Source organism: Pseudomonas sp. MIL19, assembly GCF_028680365.1.
In the GTDB taxonomy this organism is placed as follows: Bacteria; Pseudomonadota; Gammaproteobacteria; order Pseudomonadales; family Pseudomonadaceae; genus Aquipseudomonas; species Aquipseudomonas spirodelae.
The window spans coordinates 19,532-38,040 of sequence record NZ_JAPPVG010000027.1 but is presented as its reverse complement, the minus strand read 5'-3'; the positions used below and the strand labels follow the sequence as shown (position 1 = coordinate 38,040).

Annotated in this window: 19 protein-coding genes; 10 read left to right on the top strand and 9 right to left on the bottom strand. The window is 59.8% G+C overall.

Annotated features, from left to right (window positions below; genetic code table 11):
• Nucleotides 1-65: 65 nt before the first annotated feature.
• From glpE to lptD, 7 genes are all read right to left on the bottom strand, one after another.
• Complete coding sequence (gene glpE / locus N1078_RS15460; RefSeq protein ID WP_274089050.1) at nt 66-395, bottom strand: thiosulfate sulfurtransferase GlpE; 330 nt, start codon at nt 393-395, stop codon at nt 66-68.
• Complete coding sequence (locus N1078_RS15455) at nt 392-1,213, bottom strand: symmetrical bis(5'-nucleosyl)-tetraphosphatase (protein WP_274089049.1); 822 nt, start codon at nt 1,211-1,213, stop codon at nt 392-394. The genes glpE and N1078_RS15455 overlap by 4 nt, the downstream gene beginning before the upstream one ends.
• Nucleotides 1,213-1,593: a Co2+/Mg2+ efflux protein ApaG gene (gene apaG / locus N1078_RS15450; RefSeq protein ID WP_274089048.1), complete on the bottom strand. Its 381-nt coding sequence runs from the start codon at nt 1,591-1,593 to the stop codon at nt 1,213-1,215. The genes N1078_RS15455 and apaG overlap by 1 nt, the downstream gene beginning before the upstream one ends.
• Before the next feature lie 31 nt (nt 1,594-1,624).
• Nucleotides 1,625-2,437: a 16S rRNA (adenine(1518)-N(6)/adenine(1519)-N(6))-dimethyltransferase RsmA gene (gene rsmA / locus N1078_RS15445; protein ID WP_274089047.1), complete on the bottom strand. Its 813-nt coding sequence runs from the start codon at nt 2,435-2,437 to the stop codon at nt 1,625-1,627.
• A 107-nt stretch (nt 2,438-2,544) separates the two neighbouring features.
• Nucleotides 2,545-3,546, bottom strand: coding sequence for a 4-hydroxythreonine-4-phosphate dehydrogenase PdxA (pdxA, locus tag N1078_RS15440; RefSeq protein ID WP_274089046.1), 1,002 nt, complete (start codon nt 3,544-3,546; stop codon nt 2,545-2,547).
• A gap of 150 nt (nt 3,547-3,696) precedes the next feature.
• Nucleotides 3,697-4,989, bottom strand: coding sequence for a peptidylprolyl isomerase (locus tag N1078_RS15435; protein WP_274089045.1), 1,293 nt, complete (start codon nt 4,987-4,989; stop codon nt 3,697-3,699).
• Nucleotides 4,970-7,786, bottom strand: coding sequence for an LPS-assembly protein LptD (gene lptD, locus N1078_RS15430; protein ID WP_274089044.1), 2,817 nt, complete (start codon nt 7,784-7,786; stop codon nt 4,970-4,972). The genes N1078_RS15435 and lptD overlap by 20 nt, the downstream gene beginning before the upstream one ends.
• Before the next feature lie 125 nt (nt 7,787-7,911).
• On the opposite strand from lptD, the gene N1078_RS15425 reads away from it, so the two are divergent.
• The 3 genes from N1078_RS15425 to N1078_RS15415 are packed head-to-tail and all read left to right on the top strand — an operon-like array spanning nt 7,912 to nt 10,359.
• Complete coding sequence (locus N1078_RS15425; protein ID WP_274089043.1) at nt 7,912-8,928, top strand: aminoglycoside phosphotransferase family protein; 1,017 nt, start codon at nt 7,912-7,914, stop codon at nt 8,926-8,928.
• On the top strand, nt 8,925-9,596 hold the full coding sequence (gene murU / locus N1078_RS15420; protein WP_274089042.1) for an N-acetylmuramate alpha-1-phosphate uridylyltransferase MurU: 672 nt from the start codon (nt 8,925-8,927) through the stop codon (nt 9,594-9,596). Before N1078_RS15425 ends, murU begins: the two co-directional genes overlap by 4 nt.
• A gap of 1 nt (nt 9,597) precedes the next feature.
• Nucleotides 9,598-10,359, top strand: coding sequence for a DnaJ domain-containing protein (locus N1078_RS15415; RefSeq protein WP_274089041.1), 762 nt, complete (start codon nt 9,598-9,600; stop codon nt 10,357-10,359).
• A 2-nt stretch (nt 10,360-10,361) separates the two neighbouring features.
• Here N1078_RS15415 and N1078_RS15410 read toward each other — a convergent pair whose 3' ends face one another.
• On the bottom strand, nt 10,362-11,384 hold the full coding sequence (locus tag N1078_RS15410; RefSeq protein WP_274089040.1) for an alpha/beta hydrolase family protein: 1,023 nt from the start codon (nt 11,382-11,384) through the stop codon (nt 10,362-10,364).
• Nucleotides 11,385-11,519: 135 nt separating this feature from the next.
• Between N1078_RS15410 and rpe the strand changes: the two genes are divergently transcribed.
• From rpe to trpC, 6 genes are all read left to right on the top strand, one after another.
• Complete coding sequence (gene rpe / locus N1078_RS15405) at nt 11,520-12,194, top strand: ribulose-phosphate 3-epimerase (RefSeq protein WP_274089039.1); 675 nt, start codon at nt 11,520-11,522, stop codon at nt 12,192-12,194.
• Entirely contained in the window at nt 12,191-12,910 is a 720-nt protein-coding gene (locus tag N1078_RS15400; RefSeq protein WP_274089038.1) for a phosphoglycolate phosphatase, read from the top strand. The genes rpe and N1078_RS15400 overlap by 4 nt, the downstream gene beginning before the upstream one ends.
• Nucleotides 12,911-13,123: 213 nt before the next feature.
• Entirely contained in the window at nt 13,124-14,617 is a 1,494-nt protein-coding gene (gene trpE / locus N1078_RS15395) for an anthranilate synthase component I (RefSeq protein ID WP_274089037.1), read from the top strand.
• A gap of 11 nt (nt 14,618-14,628) precedes the next feature.
• Nucleotides 14,629-15,222 (top strand): aminodeoxychorismate/anthranilate synthase component II, encoded by a 594-nt coding sequence (locus tag N1078_RS15390; protein ID WP_274089036.1) that lies wholly within the window; start codon nt 14,629-14,631, stop codon nt 15,220-15,222.
• A complete protein-coding gene (trpD, locus tag N1078_RS15385; protein WP_274089035.1) occupies nt 15,222-16,271 on the top strand; it encodes an anthranilate phosphoribosyltransferase in 1,050 nt (349 codons plus the stop codon). The genes N1078_RS15390 and trpD overlap by 1 nt, the downstream gene beginning before the upstream one ends.
• On the top strand, nt 16,268-17,104 hold the full coding sequence (gene trpC / locus N1078_RS15380) for an indole-3-glycerol phosphate synthase TrpC (RefSeq protein ID WP_274089034.1): 837 nt from the start codon (nt 16,268-16,270) through the stop codon (nt 17,102-17,104). The genes trpD and trpC overlap by 4 nt, the downstream gene beginning before the upstream one ends.
• A 59-nt stretch (nt 17,105-17,163) precedes the next feature.
• Here trpC and crp read toward each other — a convergent pair whose 3' ends face one another.
• A complete protein-coding gene (gene crp / locus N1078_RS15375) occupies nt 17,164-17,808 on the bottom strand; it encodes a cAMP-activated global transcriptional regulator CRP (RefSeq protein WP_090256093.1) in 645 nt (214 codons plus the stop codon).
• 234 nt (nt 17,809-18,042) lie between these two features.
• On the opposite strand from crp, the gene N1078_RS15370 reads away from it, so the two are divergent.
• Nucleotides 18,043-18,468, top strand: coding sequence for an OsmC family protein (locus N1078_RS15370; protein ID WP_090243951.1), 426 nt, complete (start codon nt 18,043-18,045; stop codon nt 18,466-18,468).
• The last annotated feature ends 41 nt before the right edge of the window (nt 18,469-18,509 follow it).

The following is an 18,509-nucleotide window of genomic DNA, read 5'->3' as shown; positions in this document are numbered from 1 at the left end:
AGGATATTACCGTTGGTCGGGAGTGGTCGGCAGGCCGCTGCTGGTGCGGCCTGGCGCTTAAAAAATTATTCTTCGGGTGATTGTGCCGTCTGGTCGGGGAAGGTGGCGCGCCACAGCTCGAAACCGCCATCGAGGCTGTAGACATCACTAAAGCCCTGGCCGACTAGGTAGGCCGCCGCACTCTGGCTGGAGTTGCCGTGATAGCAGGCGACGATCAGTGGCGCATCGAGATCAGCCTGCGTAATAAAGCCGTGCAGTGAGTGGTTGTCGAGGTGTTGCGCGCCACTGATGTGGCCGGCGGCGAAGCTCTGCGGGTCACGGATGTCGACCACCACGGCGCCCTGTTGGCGTAAGGCCTGAGCCTGCTCGGGGGGGATGCGTTTAAATTCGCTCATGCTTGCTCCTTACAGTCGCAGCTGTATTTCTCGCCACTATCGATATTCATCAGGGTCATGCTGGCGCCCCATACACAGCCGGTGTCCAGGGCAATCACGTCGGGCTCCGAGGATTGCCCCTCGAGCGCTGCCCAGTGACCGAAGATGATCCGTTGGCCACGGGTTTTGCGCTGTTTGTAGCTGAACCAGGGGGCATAACCAGGTGGGGCGCTGCCGACGCCTTCCTTGCTTTTCAGGTCGAGGGTGCCATCGGCTTTGCAGAAACGCATGCGCGTAAAGTAATTGGTGATCACCCGCAGACGGGGCACGCCGTGCAGGTCGCTCTCCCACTTGGCCGGTTCATTGCCGTACATGCCGTCGAGAAACAGCGGCAGGCGTGCATCATCGCGCAGGACTTCCTCGACCTCGGCGGCACGTTTTAGGGCTTTGCTCATGGTCCATTGTGGCGGGATGCCGGCATGCACCAGCGCGGTGTCGCGAGCCTCGTCGTAATGTAGCAGTTTTTGCCGACGCAGCCAGTCGAGCAAGTCGGCGGCATCCGGCGCATCAATAATCTCGCGCAGGGTGTCACCTTTTTTCAGCCGCTCAATATTGTGCGCAACCGCCAGTAGGTGCAGGTCGTGATTACCCAGCACGCAGGTCAGCGCGTCACGCATGTTGTAGAGAAAACGCAGCGTCGCCAGGGATTCAGGGCCACGGTTGACCAGGTCGCCGACCAGCCATAGCTTGTCTTGTGCTGGGTCAAAGGCCACACGCTCAAGCAGGCACTGTAGCGGTTTCAGGCAACCTTGCAGGTCGCCGACGGCGTAGGTGGCCATTAGTGCAGCGAACCCGGCACCGCCAGGCGGAAGGGCGCAATTGTCGCCTCAAAGCGTTTGCCGTCTTCGGCGAGCATTTGATAGCTGCCCTGCATGATGCCGACTCGGGTGGTCATCACCGTGCCGCTGCTATAAGTGTGGCTAGCTCCCGGCTCGATCAGCGGTTGCTGGCCAACAACACCGGCGCCACGCACCTCCTGCACACGGCCATCGCCATCGGTAATCACCCAGTGCCGCGAGAGCAGTTTGGCCGGGATTTCTCCGGTGTTGCTCACTGTTACGGTGTAGGCGAAGGCAAAGCGACTCTGCTCCGGCTGCGATTGCTCTGGCAGGTAGCGGGTCACGACGCTGACGTCGATGTGGTAGCGCGAATCGCTCATGGGTCATTAGCTCGGTAGGCAGAAAGCCAGTTTAGTCGCTGTCAGTCGCGGCAGGTTGTTCGGCCAGCTTGTCCGCCAAACGGACAAATGCGGCCAGGTCCAGTTGCTCCGGGCGCAAGCTGCCATCCACGCCTGCGGCTTCGATGTCATCGGCGGTTAGCAAGGCTTTAAGGGTGTTGCGCAGGGTTTTGCGGCGCTGGTTAAAGGCCTCGCGGACCACGCGCTCGAGCAGACGATGATCCTTGGCAGGGTGTGGCAGCACTTCGTGCGGCACCAAGCGGACAATAGCCGAGTCGACTTTGGGCGGCGGGTTGAACGCGCCAGGGCCGACGTTAAACAGGTGCTCCACGCGGCAGTGGTACTGCACCATGATCGACAGGCGGCCCCAGTCGCCACCACCCGGCGTTGCCGCCAGACGCTCGACCACTTCCTTTTGCAGCATAAAGTGCATGTCGCGAATCAGCGCGGCGTTGTTCAACAGGTGGAAGATTAGCGGAGTGGAGATGTTGTACGGCAGGTTGCCGACCACGCGCAGGCTGTGTGGCGCCGCCTGCAATTGGTTGAAATCAAATTTGAGGGCGTCGCCCTGGTTCAGGCGGAAGCGCGGGTTGCTGCCGAACTGGTGTTGGAGGATAGGCACCAGGTCGCGGTCGAGTTCAATCACGTCGAGCTGCGCGCCGCTGTTGAGCAGGCCTTCTGTTAGCGCGCCTTGGCCCGGGCCGATCTCCAGCATGTGCTCGCCTTCGCGGGCATGGATGGCGCGCAGGATGCGGTGAATAACCCCAGCGTCATGCAGGAAGTTCTGGCCAAAACGCTTGCGCGCGCGGTGTTGGTATTCGGACATGCAGCAGCTCCAGGCTTCAACCCAGGGGCTTGAAGCGAATGTAACGCGAGTAGAAAGCCCGGCAGTTTAACAGCATTGGCGGCGCACGCCTGTGCTTGGCGTCGTGCTCAGCAGCTTGCCACCTGGCTTTCGGCCATTGCGTAAGCGGTTTGCAGGGCGACCTGTAGGCTGCCACTGTCGATCTTGCCGCTGCCGGCTAGGTCCAGCGCGGTGCCGTGGTCGACCGAGGTGCGGATGATCGGCAGGCCAAGGGTGACGTTTACCGCTGCGCCAAAGCCTTTGTACTTGAGCACGGGCAGGCCTTGGTCGTGGTACATGGCCAGCACCGCGTCGCAATGCTCCAGGTGTTTGGGGGTGAACAGGGTGTCCGCCGGCAGCGGGCCGATCAGGTTGATGCCTTCGTTGCGCAGCTGTTGCAGCGCGGGCTCGATGACCTCGATCTCTTCACGGCCCAGATGGCCGCCTTCGCCGGCATGCGGATTGAGGCCGCACACCAGGATGCGCGGCTTAGCGATGCCGAATTTCGTGCGCAGGTCGTGATTGAGGATGCGTGTGACCCTGCTCAGACGGTCTGCGGTGATGGCCTCCGCCACATCCTTGAGCGGCAGGTGGGTGGTCACCAGCGCCACGCGCAGGCCGTGGGTCGCGAGCATCATCACCACTTGCTCGGTGTGGGTCAGCTCGGCAAGAAACTCGGTATGGCCAGAGAAGGCAATCCCGGCTTCGTTGATCACGCCTTTGTGTACGGGGGCAGTAATCATCCCGGCAAAGTGCCCGTCGAGGCAGCCTTGTCCGGCGCGGGTGAGCGTCTCCAGCACATAGTGCGCATTGCTTGTGTTCAGCTGGCCCAGCTCGACAGGGGCGGCCAGCGGGGTGTTCCAGACATACAGGCTACCGGCTGGGGCAGCCTGGCTCGGCCAGGATTCAGGGCCGACGCTGATCAGTTGAATCTTCACCCCCAGCAGCCGGGCGCGTTCGGCCAGCAAGTCCAGGCTGGCGATGGCTATCAGCGCATGCGGCTGCGCTTCTCTGGCGAGCAGCAGGCACAGGTCGGGACCAATACCGGCTGGTTCACCGGGGGTGAGGGCAAAAAGTCGGGCGGCAGTCATCGGCGGGCTCTCAGTTATGCGCCAACTCGGTTGGTGCGTCAGTTTAGGGTAGCGCTGCGGTAATCGATCAGCATGAAAAAGCCCGGCGATGCGTGTGCATAAGCCGGGCTTGATCTGTAGCGTCCGTCAGCGTGGCGTGGGCCTAGCTGGTCAGAGTTTGATCTCGACGTAGGCTTCGTCACGGATCTGGCGCAACCAGGCTTGTAGCTCTTCATCGTACTTACGGTTACGCAGCACGGTCAGGGCTTGCTGCTCACGGAACTCGGCGCTGCTGTCAGTGGCGCGGCGGCCCATGACTTCGAGTACGTGCCAGCCGTAAGGGCTCTTGAAGGGCTTGGATAATTCGCCAGCGGGCGTGTTGTTCATCACCTCGCGGAACTCGGGCACCAAGACGCTCGGGTCGATCCAGCTCAATGTGCCGCCGTTTAGCGCTGAGCCTGGGTCTTCAGAGAAGTTCTTCGCCAGTTCGGCAAAATCTTCACCGGCCAGAATGCGCTGATGCAGGCGCTCGACCAAGCGCTTAGTCTCGGCTTCACTGCGGATCTCGCTAGGCTTGATCAGGATGTGACGCACATTGACTTCATCACGCACCTGGCTGTCGCCGCCACGTTTTTCCAGCAGTTTGATCATGATAAAGCCGCCGGGGGTGCGCATCGGCTCAGTCGCTTGGCCAACCGGCAAGGCGCTCAGCATGGCGTCAAACGGTGGAGGCAGTTGACCTGCCTTACGCCAGCCCATTTCGCCGCCTTCCAGCGCGGTTTCACTGGCCGAGTTGGCAATAGCTAGCTGGGCGAAGTCGGCACCCTGTTGCAGCTGTTGATACAGGTCGCGGGCTTTACGCTCAGCGGCCTGAATCTCCTCAGGCGAGGCGCCTTCGGTCACAGGGATCAGGATGTTGGCCAGGCGGAACTCTTCCGACAGCTGCATCTTGCCCAGATCGGATGCGAGGAAGTTCTGCACTTCCTGATCGGTCACTTGGATGCGCTCTGCCACGCGGCGTTGGCGCACGCGGCTGATGATCATCTCGCGGCGCACTTGGTCACGGGCATCGGTGTAGGACAGGCCATCTTTCGCCAAGGCGGCGCGGAACTGCTCGATGCTCATGCCGTTGCGCTGGGCAATGGTGCCGATGGCCTGGTTCAGCTCTTCGTCAGTAATGCGAATGCCTGAGCGTTCACCGATCTGCAACTGGATGTTCTCGATGATCAGGCGCTCCAGCACCTGCTGGCTGAGTACGCTTGCGGGCGGCACAGAGGCACCGCGTTGGGCGATGGTCTGCTGCACTTCACGCAGGCGTGAATCGAGTTGGCTTTGCATGACGACATCGTTATCGACAATCGCTACAACGCGGTTGAGTGGTTGTACTTCAGCCTGTGCTGCAGTACCCAGAAACAGCGCGCCCAACAGCAGCGGGCGCACGCAATCAGAAAGCTTGATCTTCACGTTCACGATAACCTTGAATGCCTTGGTCGAGGAAAGACTCCACTTTATTGCCGACTACACCGCCCAGACCTTTGAGAACGATCTGCAGGAAGATGCCGCGGTCAGCCTGGTCGTTTAGCGACGGGTTCAGGCTGACTTCGTCGTAGTCGATCCAGTAGCGGTTGATCAGTCGCAGTTTCCAGCAGCAGCTGTCGTACTCGAAGCCGGCAAAGGCTTCCAGGGTGCGGTCGCGGCCGTAGTCATACTGCCAACGGGAGATCACGTTCCACTGTGGCACGATCGGCCAGATAACCGAGAAGTCATGCTGACTGATCTTGTAGTAGTCCTTGATGTATTCGGGTGAGCCAACTGTGCCGTAGTCTCCGCCGCCGACTACCCAGTTGCCACTGGATTCGTCAAAGCGCACGGTGTCATTACGGTAGCGATAACCGGCGTTAACCACCTTGTTCGGGTTGTCTTCTGGCTGGTAGTGGAACATCGCGCTGCCGGAGCGGGTGCTGTGGCTGTCTGGATCCCAGTTGAAATCCGACGAGAAGCGCCAGTCGCGGTTAAAGCGATACAGGTATTCAAGCGCATAAGGCGATACCGAGGCTGTTGCGTCAGCGCGAGTACGGTAGTCAATGCCTGGCAGCTGTACCTGGCGGTCTTCAAAGTAGAAGGCCTGGCCAATGCTGAAACGCTGGCGTTCAAAACCGTTGCTCTCAATCAAGCGGCTGGTGATGCCCAGCGACAGCTTGTTCTCATCGCCGATGCGGTCCTTGCCGGAGAAGCGGTTTTCACGCCACAGCGAGGAATAGCTAAAGGTACTTTCACCCGTGTCGAAAACCGGGATATCGGTTTGGTCTTCTTCCGGTACATAGAGGTAGAAGGCGCGCGGCTCCAGTGTTTGGCGGAACTGGGTGCCGAACAGCTGAGTGTTGCGGTCGAAGTACAGGCCGCTGTCCAAGCTGAACATGCCTACGCCACGGTTCTGGTTGCTCTTGTAGTTTTGCTCTGCAAGGAAGCTCCCTACCTGAGCGTTGGCAATATCAGCTTTGCCCTGAGAGTCCAGGCTCAAATTGTATTGGGTCTGCAGGTATTTGACCTGTGGCTTGATATAGCCCCAGCTCCAGTTCAACGGCAGGCTAATACCTGGTTCAACATGTAAGCGCTCGCCGTTGGCACGCGCTAGACCTTGCAGGTTGGTGTCGTACCAAGGTGTACCAACTGTGCCATCGGCGTTAAGCGGACCGCCGTCTTCATCTATAAAGTTGCCTTTGCGCAGGTCGCGATCGAAGCGCACGTATTCTGTGCCATAGCTGAAGTTAACCCCGGCAGGTTTAAATGGCAGTACGCCATCCAGAGTCAGTTGCGGCAGGCGGTTATAGGGGGTGATGTCGGTGATGTTGGCCAGCTCGTAAGCGTGAGCGTTCAGCCGTGCGGTATAGCCTTCACCGCGATAAGTCAGGGTGCCGCGTTGGTCGACGTAACTGCTGAAGCCAATGCCCAGGTCTGTACTCAGGTCCTGGAAGTAGTAAGGGTCACTGATGTCGGTGTAGTCGACTTCTGCCAGCAGGCGATCGTTGAGCCCCTGCTTGTGCTGCCAGCTGTACATCCAGCGTTGGTCTTCCGCGTCGGACTGCAGTTTGCGGTCGTCATTGCTGTCTTGCAGGAAGGCGCCGCCGACTTGACCTTCGCTGTTCTTGGTGAGGTAGCGGAATTCGCCTTCCATCAGCAAGCCACGATCAGCCATATAGGTTGGGTACAACGTGGCGTCGTAGTTAGGTGCCAAGTTGAAGTAGTAAGGCGTTTGTAAGGTCAGGCCGTTATCACTTGAGCTGCCGATGCTCGGCGGCAGGAAGCCGGACTGACGACGGTCATCAATTGGGAAGTAAATATACGGTGTGTAGAACACCGGAATATTCTTCACCCGCAGGGTCACGTTAGTCGCGGTACCGAAGCCGGTGGCCGGGTTCAGGGTGATGTTATTACCCTTTAAGTGCCAGGCGTTGCTGCCGGGCTCGCAGCTGGTATAGGTGCCGTCTTTGAGGCGGATAATCGCGCTTTCTTCGCGCTTGGCGTAGAGCGCATTACCGCGGATATGGCTCTTGTGCAGGACATATTCGGCGTTATCGACTTTGGCTTCGCCGTTGTCCAGTTGCAACTCGGCGCGATCACCGACCACCAGCATGCCCTGATCACGCAGGCGCACGTTGCCGATCAGTTCGCCGCGGTTTTCTGTCTGGCGCAGGTTGGCTTCATCTGCTTCTACCTGCATGCCGGCCTGGCGCAGCACCACGTCGCCCGCGAGGGTGGCGACCTGTTCTTCCTGCTCATAGCGCGACGCTTTGGCCGAGAGGAACATCGGCGCTTCATTCATCGGCGTTTGGTCATTCATGCCCGGCCGAATCGGCTCGACATAAGCGCCTGCGCAGTAAGGGCCGGTTTCAGCCAGCTGGGCGGCGCTGAGGTTTTCACGCGGCACCCAATCGAGGTGGCTGTAGTCAGCGCTACGTGATGCCAGAACCTTGCCGCGGCTTTCGGTAACCAGTGTTGCTTGCGCCGCTTTAGCTTGGGCGGGTTCGGCTGTGCCGTCGGCGGCCTTGCTACTGGCGAGCGAATCACGTTGTACTGGCCGGGCTGGCAGGGCAGCATTGCTGGCTTTCGGGGCGCATGCCCAGCCGCCGCTGGCGGAAACCTGGCAATCGTACTGTTCGGCAGCAACGGCAAATGGAATGGCCACGGGTTGAAGCGCCAGGAGGCTGCTAGTAACCAAGAGTGGGAATTTTTTACGAAACGCGGGGTATTTTACTGCCATCTTATTTTATCCGGGCTTCCTGCGCGCCAATGGCCCTGAGGCCGCACGCCTCTCGATGGGCTTGAAAAGATGCTGGATAATAAAGCATGACCCGCGCAACGGCTAGCGCCGTCGGAGACCTTGTAATGCCTGATGAAGATGTACGCCTAAAACTCCTCGAAAACTGGCTGGAGCCGCTGCTGCCAGCGCTTTTTGCTGAGCAGGGCTGGGGCGCCGTACCCGCTGCCACGCTGACGCCTGCGAGTAGCGATGCCAGTTTTCGCCGTTATTTCCGTTGGCAAGGTGGTGCACGGACACTGATCGTGATGGACGCGCCGCCGCCGTTGGAGGATTGCCGGCCGTTCGTCACGGTCGCGCAGTTGCTGGCTGAGGCCCACCTCAACGTGCCGCAGATTCTTGCGGCTGATCTTGAGCGTGGGTTCCTCTTGCTCAACGATTTAGGCCGGCAGACCTACCTGGATGTCATTAATGAAGACAATGCGGATGCCTTGTTTGCCGATGCGATGCAGGCATTGCTGGCGTTTCAGCAGCTGCCGATGACCACGCCATTGCCCAGCTACGACGACGCGCTGCTGCGTCGCGAGCTGCAGCTATTCCCCGAGTGGTATGTGCAGCGGCATCTTGAGGTTGAGTTCACGCCGGCGCAGCAGGCGGCTTGGCAGCGTGTGAGTCAGCTGTTAATCGACAGCGCCTTGGCGCAGCCCAAGGTGTTGGTGCATCGCGACTATATGCCGCGCAACTTGATGCTCAGTGAGCCGAATCCCGGCGTGCTGGATTTTCAGGATGCGGTCTACGGCCCGGTAACGTATGACATCACCTGTTTGTTCAAGGATGCGTTCCTCAGCTGGCCCGAGGCGCGCGTACACAATTGGCTGGAGCAATATTGGCTGCAGGCGCGTGAGGCGGGTGTGCCGGTGCAACCGTTGCTGGAAGACTTTTTGCGCGCCAGCGATTTGATGGGGGTTCAGCGTCATCTCAAGGTGATTGGCATCTTCGCGCGCATTTGCCACCGCGATGGCAAGCCCAAGTACCTGGGGGACGTGCCGCGCTTCTTCTCTTATATAGAAGCGGTATTGGCGCGCCGGCCGGAGTTGGCTGAGCTGGGTGAGTTGTTGGTCAGTCTGCAGCGGGCGCCGGCATGAAGGCGATGATTCTGGCTGCCGGCAAAGGTGAGCGGTTGCGCCCATTGACCCTGCACACGCCCAAGCCATTGGTGCGCGCGGCAGGTGTGCCAATGATTGAGTATCACCTGCGTGCTCTGGCGGCGGCCGGTTTTACCGAGGTGGTGATCAATCACGCCTGGCTCGGTCAGCAGATCGAGGACTATCTGGGTGATGGTTCGCGCTTCGGTGTCCGCATCGCCTATTCCGCAGAAGCCGAGCCGCTGGAAACCGGCGGCGGGATTTTCAAGGCCCTGCCATTGCTGGGTGATCAGCCTTTTGCACTGATCAATGGCGATATTTTCACCGACTATCCCTTTGCCGAGCTGCGCCGCCCCATGGTGGGGTTGGCCCATCTGGTGCTGGTGGCGAACCCTGGCCATCACGCGGGCGGTGATTTTTGCCTGCGAGCTGGGCGGGTCAGCGATGCGCAGGTCGCCCAGGAAAGTTTGACCTACAGCGGCATGGCGGTACTGTCGCCGGCGTTGTTTGCCAACTGCCAGCCGGGCGCCTTCAAGCTTGCGCCTTTGCTGCGTGCGGCGATGGCGGTAGGGCAGGTCAGCGGTGAGCAATTTGCCGGCTGTTGGGTGGATGTTGGCACCCATGAGCGGCTGGCGGAAGTTGAGCGTCTACTTGAGGCGCGCCACTAAGATGCTCTGGCCTGCGACCCTGCTGGGAGCGGTTGCCGGGCTGGCAGTCGCGAGTATTCCGGGTGCCCTGCTGGGCGGTTTATTGGGGCAGGTGCTGGATCGACGTTTGCGCCTGCAATCCTGGTCTGCCTTGCGTGAGCGTTTGGGGGGGCGTGCGCAAACGCGTGATGAGTGGCTGCTGTTTGTTTTGTTGGGGCGTTTGGCGAAAAGTGGTGGGCGTGTGCTGCCGGCGCATATTCAGCAGGCGCGGGCAGAAATGCAGCGTCTCGGGCTGAGCAGCGACGGTCAGCGTCAGGCGGTTGCGGCATTCGCCCAGGGCAAGACCGGACGTGACAGTCTGCGCGGCCCCTTACGACGCCAGCATGAACATGCTGAGATGCTGCTGCGTGCTTGCTGGCGTATGGCGTGGGTGGATGGTCAGGTCGGTCAGGCTGAGCGTGAACTGATCATGCTGTGGGGCAAGTGGTTGCAGGTGTCGTCGGTCACTCAGGCGCAGTTCAGTGACGCCTATGCGCCTCAGCAGGTGCATCTGGCTTCGACGGCCAGTGGTGCCTATCAGCGTGCACTGAGTCTGTTAAATGTCAGTGCCGATGCCGAGCCTGCGCGCATAAAACAGGCGTACCGGCGCTTACTCAGTCGCCATCACCCCGACAAGCTTGCGGGGAGTAACGCCTCGCCAGAACGTGTCCGTGAGGCGACCGAGCGAACCCGTGAGTTGCATCAGGCCTATGATCTGATTCGTCAGCGTCATGGCTTCCGTTAGGACTATTTCACCTGCAGCTTGAGCGTTAGCCAGCCGCGGATACGCCGGTAGAGTTGTTCCTGCTCGGCTTCGCGATTGCCTGGTAGGGCTTTCATTGCGACCTGTGTATAGCCGCTCTGCTTTTGCCGCTTGCTGGCTTGCGAGCGTTTGAGCGCGGCAGTGCGATCGGCGGGCAGGTCCTTGTAATAAAAGTCGCCGGTGGCCAGCGGAAGTTGCGGGATCAGCTCATCCAGTGGCGGTGTGTAGCCGGCCGGCAACGCTGCGGCGACCATTAACAGGTTGTGAATATTGCCTGGCTTGCGTTCGGCCAGGTAACGCGCGGCCCAGTACGCGCCGCTGCCGTGCCCAAGCAGGACGATGGTCTTGGCTTGCTGTTGTTCGGCAAAGCCGATGGCCGATTCGATGCGCGCCAACACTCGGTCGGCATGGGCTTGCTGCTGCTCTTCGATACTTTTCGCTTTGCTCGCAGCCGTTTCGGCGCTGTCGAGCGAGTTGTCGCGGGTATCTGCGCGGGGCGCATCTACGGGTGTGTTGGCTTCCTCGTTTGACGCCGTTGCCGGATCGGCTTCGGCCGGGGTTTCACTCGGGGCTTGCGTTTGCGGTGCTGGGCTGCGCCGCGGCGGTGCATCGCCGTTTGGGTCGGGCAGGGTCAGGCTGAGGCTGTGCCAGCCAGCATTGGGCAGTTTGTGGCGTAAAGGGCCAACACTTTGCGGCCAGTCGGCCGTTTCAGCATCGCCCGGCAAGATGATGACCACGCCGCTGGATTCTGCGGTGTTGGCGGGTAACCAAAGCGCGAGAAAGCGTTCATCGCCTGCCTGCAGATGCTGTTGTTCCTGCGGTTCCAACTGCTGTGCAAGTGCGGTCGCTTCCATTTCGCTGCGCTCGGCCAGGGGCGCACGTACGGGCTCGGTTGCTTCGGCCGCGGTGTCAGTTGAGGTGGTGTCTGCGGCGGCCTGCTCTTCGGCATGCAGCGGGCCGGTTAATAGCAGCAGGCTCAGAGCAGATGCGGCGGCGCGCAGAAACATGGGGCTCTCCAGGATGTGTCGTATGCGCCCAGCCTAGCCTTTTCAGTCCTGCTTTGTCAGGTGTCGCTGAGCGCACCAGGCCGGCGATGGGGCTGGTACAATGCGCGCCATCCGTGAATACCCCCGAGGTGCGTTATGCAACCCTTCGCCATTGCTCCGTCGATCCTTTCCGCTGACTTCGCTCGTCTGGGTGAGGAAGTGGACAAGGTGCTCGCCGCCGGGGCTGACATCGTGCACTTCGATGTGATGGACAACCACTATGTGCCGAACCTGACGATTGGCCCGATGGTTTGCGCGGCGCTGCGCAAGTACGGCATCACCGCACCGATTGATGCACACCTGATGGTCAAACCCGTGGATCGCATCATCGGTGACTTTATCGAGGCAGGCGCGAGCTACATCACGTTCCACCCGGAGGCGTCCGAGCATATCGACCGCTCCCTGCAGCTGATCCGCGAGGGTGGCTGCAAGGCCGGCTTGGTGTTCAACCCGGCCACGCCGCTGGATGTGCTCAAGCACGTCATGGACAAGGTCGACATGGTCCTGTTGATGAGCGTTAACCCCGGTTTCGGTGGGCAGAAGTTCATCCCTCATACCCTGGAAAAGCTCAAAGAGGCGCGCGCACTTATCGATGCATCCGGGCGCGACATTCGCCTGGAAATCGACGGAGGGGTCAATGTGCAGAATATCCGTGAAATCGCTGCCGCCGGTGCCGACACCTTTGTAGCAGGTTCAGCCATCTTCAATCAGCCCGACTACAAAGCGGTGATCGACGCCATGCGCGCTGAACTGGCGCTGGCGCGCGGATGAGTCTGCTGCGCGAGCTGTTTCAGGGTGAGTTGCCGCGCCTGGTGATGTTTGACCTGGACGGTACCCTGGTCGATTCGGTGCCGGACCTGGCCGCAGCGGTTGATAAGACCTTGCTCGTGTTGGGGCAGCCAGCGGCGGGTTTAGAGCAGGTGCGTAATTGGGTGGGTAATGGCGCGCGGGTTTTAGTGCGCCGCGCCCTGGCGGGTAGCCTTGAACACGCCGAGATCGATGACGCGGACGCTGAGCAGGCGCTGCAGCTGTTTATGCAGTACTACGCCGAAAGCCATACGCTGACCCAGGTTTACCCTGGCGTGCGGCAAACCCTGGACTGGTTGCGCGAGCAGCAGGTCGAGCTGGCGATAGTGACGAACAAGCCTGAGCAGTTTGTCGCGCCCTTACTGGATGAGAAGGGCTTGGGTGGCTATTTCCGCTGGATCATCGGTGGCGATACCCTGCCTCAGCAGAAGCCTGACCCTGCAGCGTTGTTGCATGTGATGCAGCTGGCGAGGGTTGACGCCGACCAGGCGCTGTTTGTTGGCGACTCACGCAACGATGTGCTGGCGGCTCGCGCTGCGGGGGTGCTGTGTGTGGCGCTGAGTTATGGCTACAACCATGGTCGGCCGATTGCCGAGGAGAACCCCGCGCAAGTGCTGGATAACTTGGCAGGCTTGTTGTGCTCGGCCGAGTCAGCGCTTTTGCCGGGCCTTGCGGGTTGATTCGGCTCTAGCCCTGCGCTAGTGTGGCCGCACTCCTATCCCGCCTGAATTAAGAGAGTTTCGTGGTGGTTACCTGCACGCGTTGGTCGGCAAGCGCCGATATGAAAATCATCAAGGCTTTGGCCCGTTGGCGCTGGCGCCTCTGACCTGATCTTGGCCGCCCAGTCGGCACGCTTGCACACGACCGAATTACCTCAAGCCACGAGGCTGATCATGACCCGCGAAGAATTCCTGCGTTTAGCCGCTGCCGGCTATAACCGTATTCCTGTTGCCTGCGAAACCCTGGTGGATTTCGACACGCCACTGTCCATCTATCTGAAGCTGGCTGACGAAGCCAACACCTACTTGCTTGAGTCCGTGCAGGGTGGCGAGAAGTGGGGGCGCTACTCAATTATCGGCCTACCGGCGCGCACCGTACTGCGTGCCTATGAGCACGATGTAACGGTCAGCGTCGATGGCGTGGAGGTCGAGCACCATCACTGCGAAGACCCTCTGGCCTTTGTCGAGCAATTCAAAGATCGCTACAAGGTGCCGACCCTGCCGGGCCTGCCACGCTTTAACGGTGGATTGGTCGGTTACTTCGGCTATGACAGCGTGCGTTATGTCGAGCCCAAGCTGGCCAAGGGCGTGAACCCGGATGCTCTGGGCACCCCGGATATTCTGCTGATGGTGTCCGATGCCGTGGTGGTGTTCGACAACCTTGCCGGCAAGATGCACGCCATTGTGCTGGTTGACCCCGCTGATGCCGATGCGTTGGAACAGGGGCAGGCGCGTTTGCAGGAAATTCTGCACAAGTTGCGTCAGCCGATCACTCCGCGCTTGGGTGTTGACTTGGCAGCGCCTGCAGCTGCTGATCCAGACTTCGTTTCCAGTTTCAAACGCGATGATTACGAGCACGCGGTTAAGGCGATTAAGGATTACATCCTCGCTGGCGACTGCATGCAGGTGGTGATCTCGCAGCGCATGTCGATTCCCTTCAAAGCGGCGCCGATTGATTTGTATCGCGCGCTGCGGTGTATCAACCCGACGCCTTATATGTACTTCTTTAACTTCGGCGACTTCCATGTGGTCGGCAGCTCGCCAGAAGTACTGGTACGCCTGGAAGATGGCTTGGTCACCGTGCGCCCGATTGCGGGCACACGCCCGCGTGGCGCGAACGAAGAAGCCGATCTGGCCTTGGAAGAAGACCTGCTCTCTGATGCCAAAGAGGTCGCCGAGCACCTGATGCTGATTGACCTGGGTCGCAACGATGTTGGCCGGGTGGCCAGTACCGGCAGCGTCAAGCTCACCGAGAAGATGGTGATCGAGCGCTATTCTAACGTGATGCATATCGTCTCCAACGTTACCGGCCAGTTGAAGGAAGGCTTAACGGCGATGGACGCGCTACGCGCGATTCTGCCGGCCGGCACCTTGTCCGGCGCGCCGAAGATTCGCGCCATGGAAATTATCGATGAGCTGGAGCCGGTCAAACGTGGCGTCTACGGCGGTGCGGTGGGTTACCTGGCCTGGAACGGCAATATGGACACCGCCATCGCCATTCGTACCGCGGTGATCAAAAACGGTGAGCTGCATGTGCAGGCTGGCGCCGGCATCGTGGCCGACTCAGTGCCCGCGTTGGAGTGGGAGGAAACGCTGAACAAGCGTCGCGCCATGTTCCGTGCTGTAGCGCTCGCCGAGCAAACCGTCACTGAACCGTCCACGCGCTGAGGAGTCCCGCCATGCTGCTGATGATTGATAACTACGACTCCTTTACCTACAACGTGGTGCAGTACCTGGGCGAGTTGGGTGCCGATGTTCACGTGATTCGCAACGACGAGCTGTCGATTGCTGAGATCGAAGCGCTGCAGCCTGAGCGCATCGTGGTGTCGCCCGGCCCGTGCACTCCGACCGAGGCGGGGGTGTCCATCGAGGCCATCCTGCATTTTGCCGGCAAACTGCCCATTCTCGGTGTGTGCCTCGGCCACCAGAGTATTGGCCAGGCGTTTGGCGGCGATGTGGTGCGCGCACGCCAGGTGATGCACGGCAAAACCAGCCCGGTCTTTCATCGTGATCTGGGTGTGTTTGCAGGCTTAAACAATCCGCTGACGGTCACCCGATACCACTCGCTGGTGGTCAAGCGCGAAACTCTTCCGAACTGCCTGGAAGTGACGGCCTGGACTCAGCACGCAGACGGTTCGGTGGATGAAATCATGGGCCTGCGCCACAAGACGCTGCATATCGAGGGTGTGCAATTCCACCCCGAGTCGATTCTCACCGAGCAGGGCCATGAACTGTTCGCTAACTTCCTCAAACAACAAGGAGGCCTGCGCTGATGAATATCAAGGAAGCCCTCAATCGAGTGGTCAATCAGCTCGACCTTAGCACCGAAGAAATGCAGGACGTGATGCGCGAGATCATGACCGGTCAGTGCACGGATGCGCAGATTGGCGCATTCCTGATGGGCATGCGCATGAAGAGCGAGACCATCGACGAGATCGTCGGAGCTGTCTCGGTGATGCGTGAGTTGGCCAGCCATGTGCACCTGCAGACCCTCGACCATGTGGTGGATGTGGTGGGTACTGGCGGCGATGGCGCCAATATCTTTAACGTGTCGACGGCTTCAAGCTTTGTGGTCGCCGCAGCTGGCGGCAAGGTGGCCAAGCATGGCAACCGTGCGGTGTCGGGCAAGAGCGGCAGTGCCGATCTACTTGAGGCCGCAGGTATTTACCTGCAGCTGACGCCCGAGCAAGTGGCGCGTTGTATCGACAGCGTGGGTGTCGGCTTTATGTTCGCCCAAGTGCACCATTCGGCGATGAAGTACGCCGCCGTGCCGCGTCGTGAGCTGGGGCTGCGCACCCTCTTTAATATGCTCGGCCCGTTGACCAACCCGGCTGGAGTCAAGCATCAAGTGGTTGGTGTATTCAGTCAGGCACTGTGCCGACCACTGGCCGAGGTGCTCAAGCGCCTGGGCAGTCAGCATATTTTGGTGGTGCACTCGCGCGACGGTCTGGATGAGTTCAGCCTGGCGGCTGCGACCCATGTGGCCGAGTTGAAGGATGGGGTGATCAGCGAGTATGAAGTGCTGCCGGAAGACCTCGGCCTAAAGAGCCAGAGCCTGATCGGTTTGGCCGTGGAAAGCCCGGAGGCTTCGTTAGCGCTGATCCGTGACGCGCTGAGCAAGCGTAAAACTGACGCCGGGCAAAAGGCCGCGGACATGATCGCGCTGAATGCCGGTGCGGCGTTGTATGCGGCAGATCTGGCGACTAGCCTGAAAGAAGGTGTAGCGCTGGCTCACGATGCTTTGCACACAGGGTTGGCCTGGGAGAAGTTGCAGGAGTTGGTGTCCTTTACCGCCGTATTCAACGAGGAGAATGCCGGGTGAGTATTCCAACTGTTCTGGAGAAGATTCTTGCGCGCAAGGCTGAGGAAGTGGCCGCCCGTCGCGCTATCATCAGTCTCGCCGAGCTTGAGCAGCAGGCGCGCAGCGCCGATCCGGTGCGTGGCTTTGCTCAGGCCTTAATGGCCCAGGCTAAGCGCAAGCAACCCGCGGTGATCGCCGAAATCAAGAAAGCGTCGCCGAGCAAGGGCGTGCTGCGCGAGCACTTTGTGCCGGCGGAGCTTGCCCAGAGTTATCAGAGCGGTGGCGCTACCTGTCTGTCGGTGCTCACGGATATCGATTTCTTTCAGGGCGCCGATCGTTATCTGCAAGAAGCCCGCTCGGCCTGTTCACTGCCGGTGATCCGCAAAGACTTTATGATCGACCCGTACCAGATCGTCGAGGCGCGCGCGCTCGGTGCCGATTGCGTGCTACTGATCGTTTCAGCCCTGGAAGATGGGCAGATGGCCGAGCTGGCCGCCACGGCCAAAGCCTTTGATTTGGATGTGCTGGTGGAAGTGCATGACGGCGATGAGTTGGAGCGTGCGCTGAAGACGCTGGATACGCCGCTGGTGGGCATTAACAACCGTAACCTGCACACCTTCGAGCTCAACTTGGAGACCACCCTTGATTTGCTGCCACGGATTCCGCGTGACCGCTTGGTGGTGACTGAGAGCGGTATTCTCAATCGCGCTGATGTCGAGTTAATGGAGATCAGCGAGGTCTATGCCTTCCTGGTGGGCGAGGCGTTTATGCGCGCAGACAATCCTGGGGTTGAGCTGGAGCGCTTGTTCTTCCCTGAGCGCAAGCGGGTGGTCACTTCGCCTGACGTGGACTGATTCACCAAGCCACAAAAAAGCCGACGCATGCGTCGGCTTTTTTGTTGGCGTTTGCAGGCTCAGCGGGTGCCGAAGACCACCATGGTCTTGCCCTTGACGTTGACCAGCCCTTGCTCTTCCAAGGCCTTGAGTACACGCCCGACCATCTCCCGCGAGCAGCCGACAATACGGCCGATTTCCTGGCGGGTAATCTTGATCTGCATACCGTCAGGGTGCGTCATGGCATCAGGCTGTTTGCACAGGTCCAAGAGGGTGCGTGCTACGCGGCCAGTGACATCGAGAAAAGCCAGGTCGCCCACTTTACGCGTGGTGTTGCGTAGGCGTTCGGCCATCTGGCTGCCCAGCGCATACAGAATGTCGGGGTCTTGCTGGGTGAGTTCGCGGAACTTGGCGTAGCTCAGCTCCGCGACTTCGCACTCAGTCTTGGCGCGCACCCAGGCGCTGCGTTCTTTTTCCGCCCCGTCCTTTTCAAACAGGCCCATTTCACCAAAGAAATCGCCGGAGTTGAGGTAAGCAATGATCATTTCTCGACCATCATCGTCTTCGATCAGAATAGTGACCGAGCCTTTGACGATGAAGAACAGGGTTTCGCAGCGATCGCCCGCGTAGATGATGGTGCTTTTGGCGGTGTAGCGACGACGGTGGCAATGCGCGAGAAGCTTGTCGAGATTTTTTATTTTAGGTGTGAGGGTAATAGCAACCATGCCCGAATCCCGAATTTATAAGAGTAAGCCGTTGTTTGGCTGGCGTTTCTAATAATAGTTATCTGCACAAGTGTGCCAGTAATCAGGCGCCATCTTAACAAACACCCTTATAACAGATGTGGATTTGCGACCTGGCTAACAGTTAAGCGCGGAACTTAAGCGCAAGTGGAGCATGACAGCTTGGCAAAAGTGCTGTGCTAAGCTGCGTTCCTTTTTAACAGCGGAGCCTGGGCAATGAAAGCGCGGATTCAGTGGGCCGGCGAAGCCCTGTTTATTGGTGAGTCGGGTAGCGGCCATGCAGTGGTCATGGACGGTCCGCCTGAGAGCGGTGGACGTAACCTGGGTGTGCGGCCGATGGAAATGTTGCTGATCGGTCTGGGCGGCTGCAGTAACTTTGATGTCGTCAGCATCCTGAAGAAGTCGCGCCAGGCGGTAGAAAGCTGCGAGGCGTTTCTGGAGGCTGAGCGGGCCACGGAAGAACCCAAGGTGTTTACCAAGATCCACCTGCATTTTGTGGTCAAGGGCCGTGGCTTGAAAGAGGCGCAGGTCAAGCGTGCGGTCGAGCTCTCAGCTGAGAAGTACTGCTCGGCGTCGATCATGCTGGGGCGTGGTGGCGTCGAGATCACGCATGATTACGAAATTATCGAGCTGGCTGAATAAGCAGTCGCGCGATTGCCGTGATAGAAAAAGGGCACCGAGGT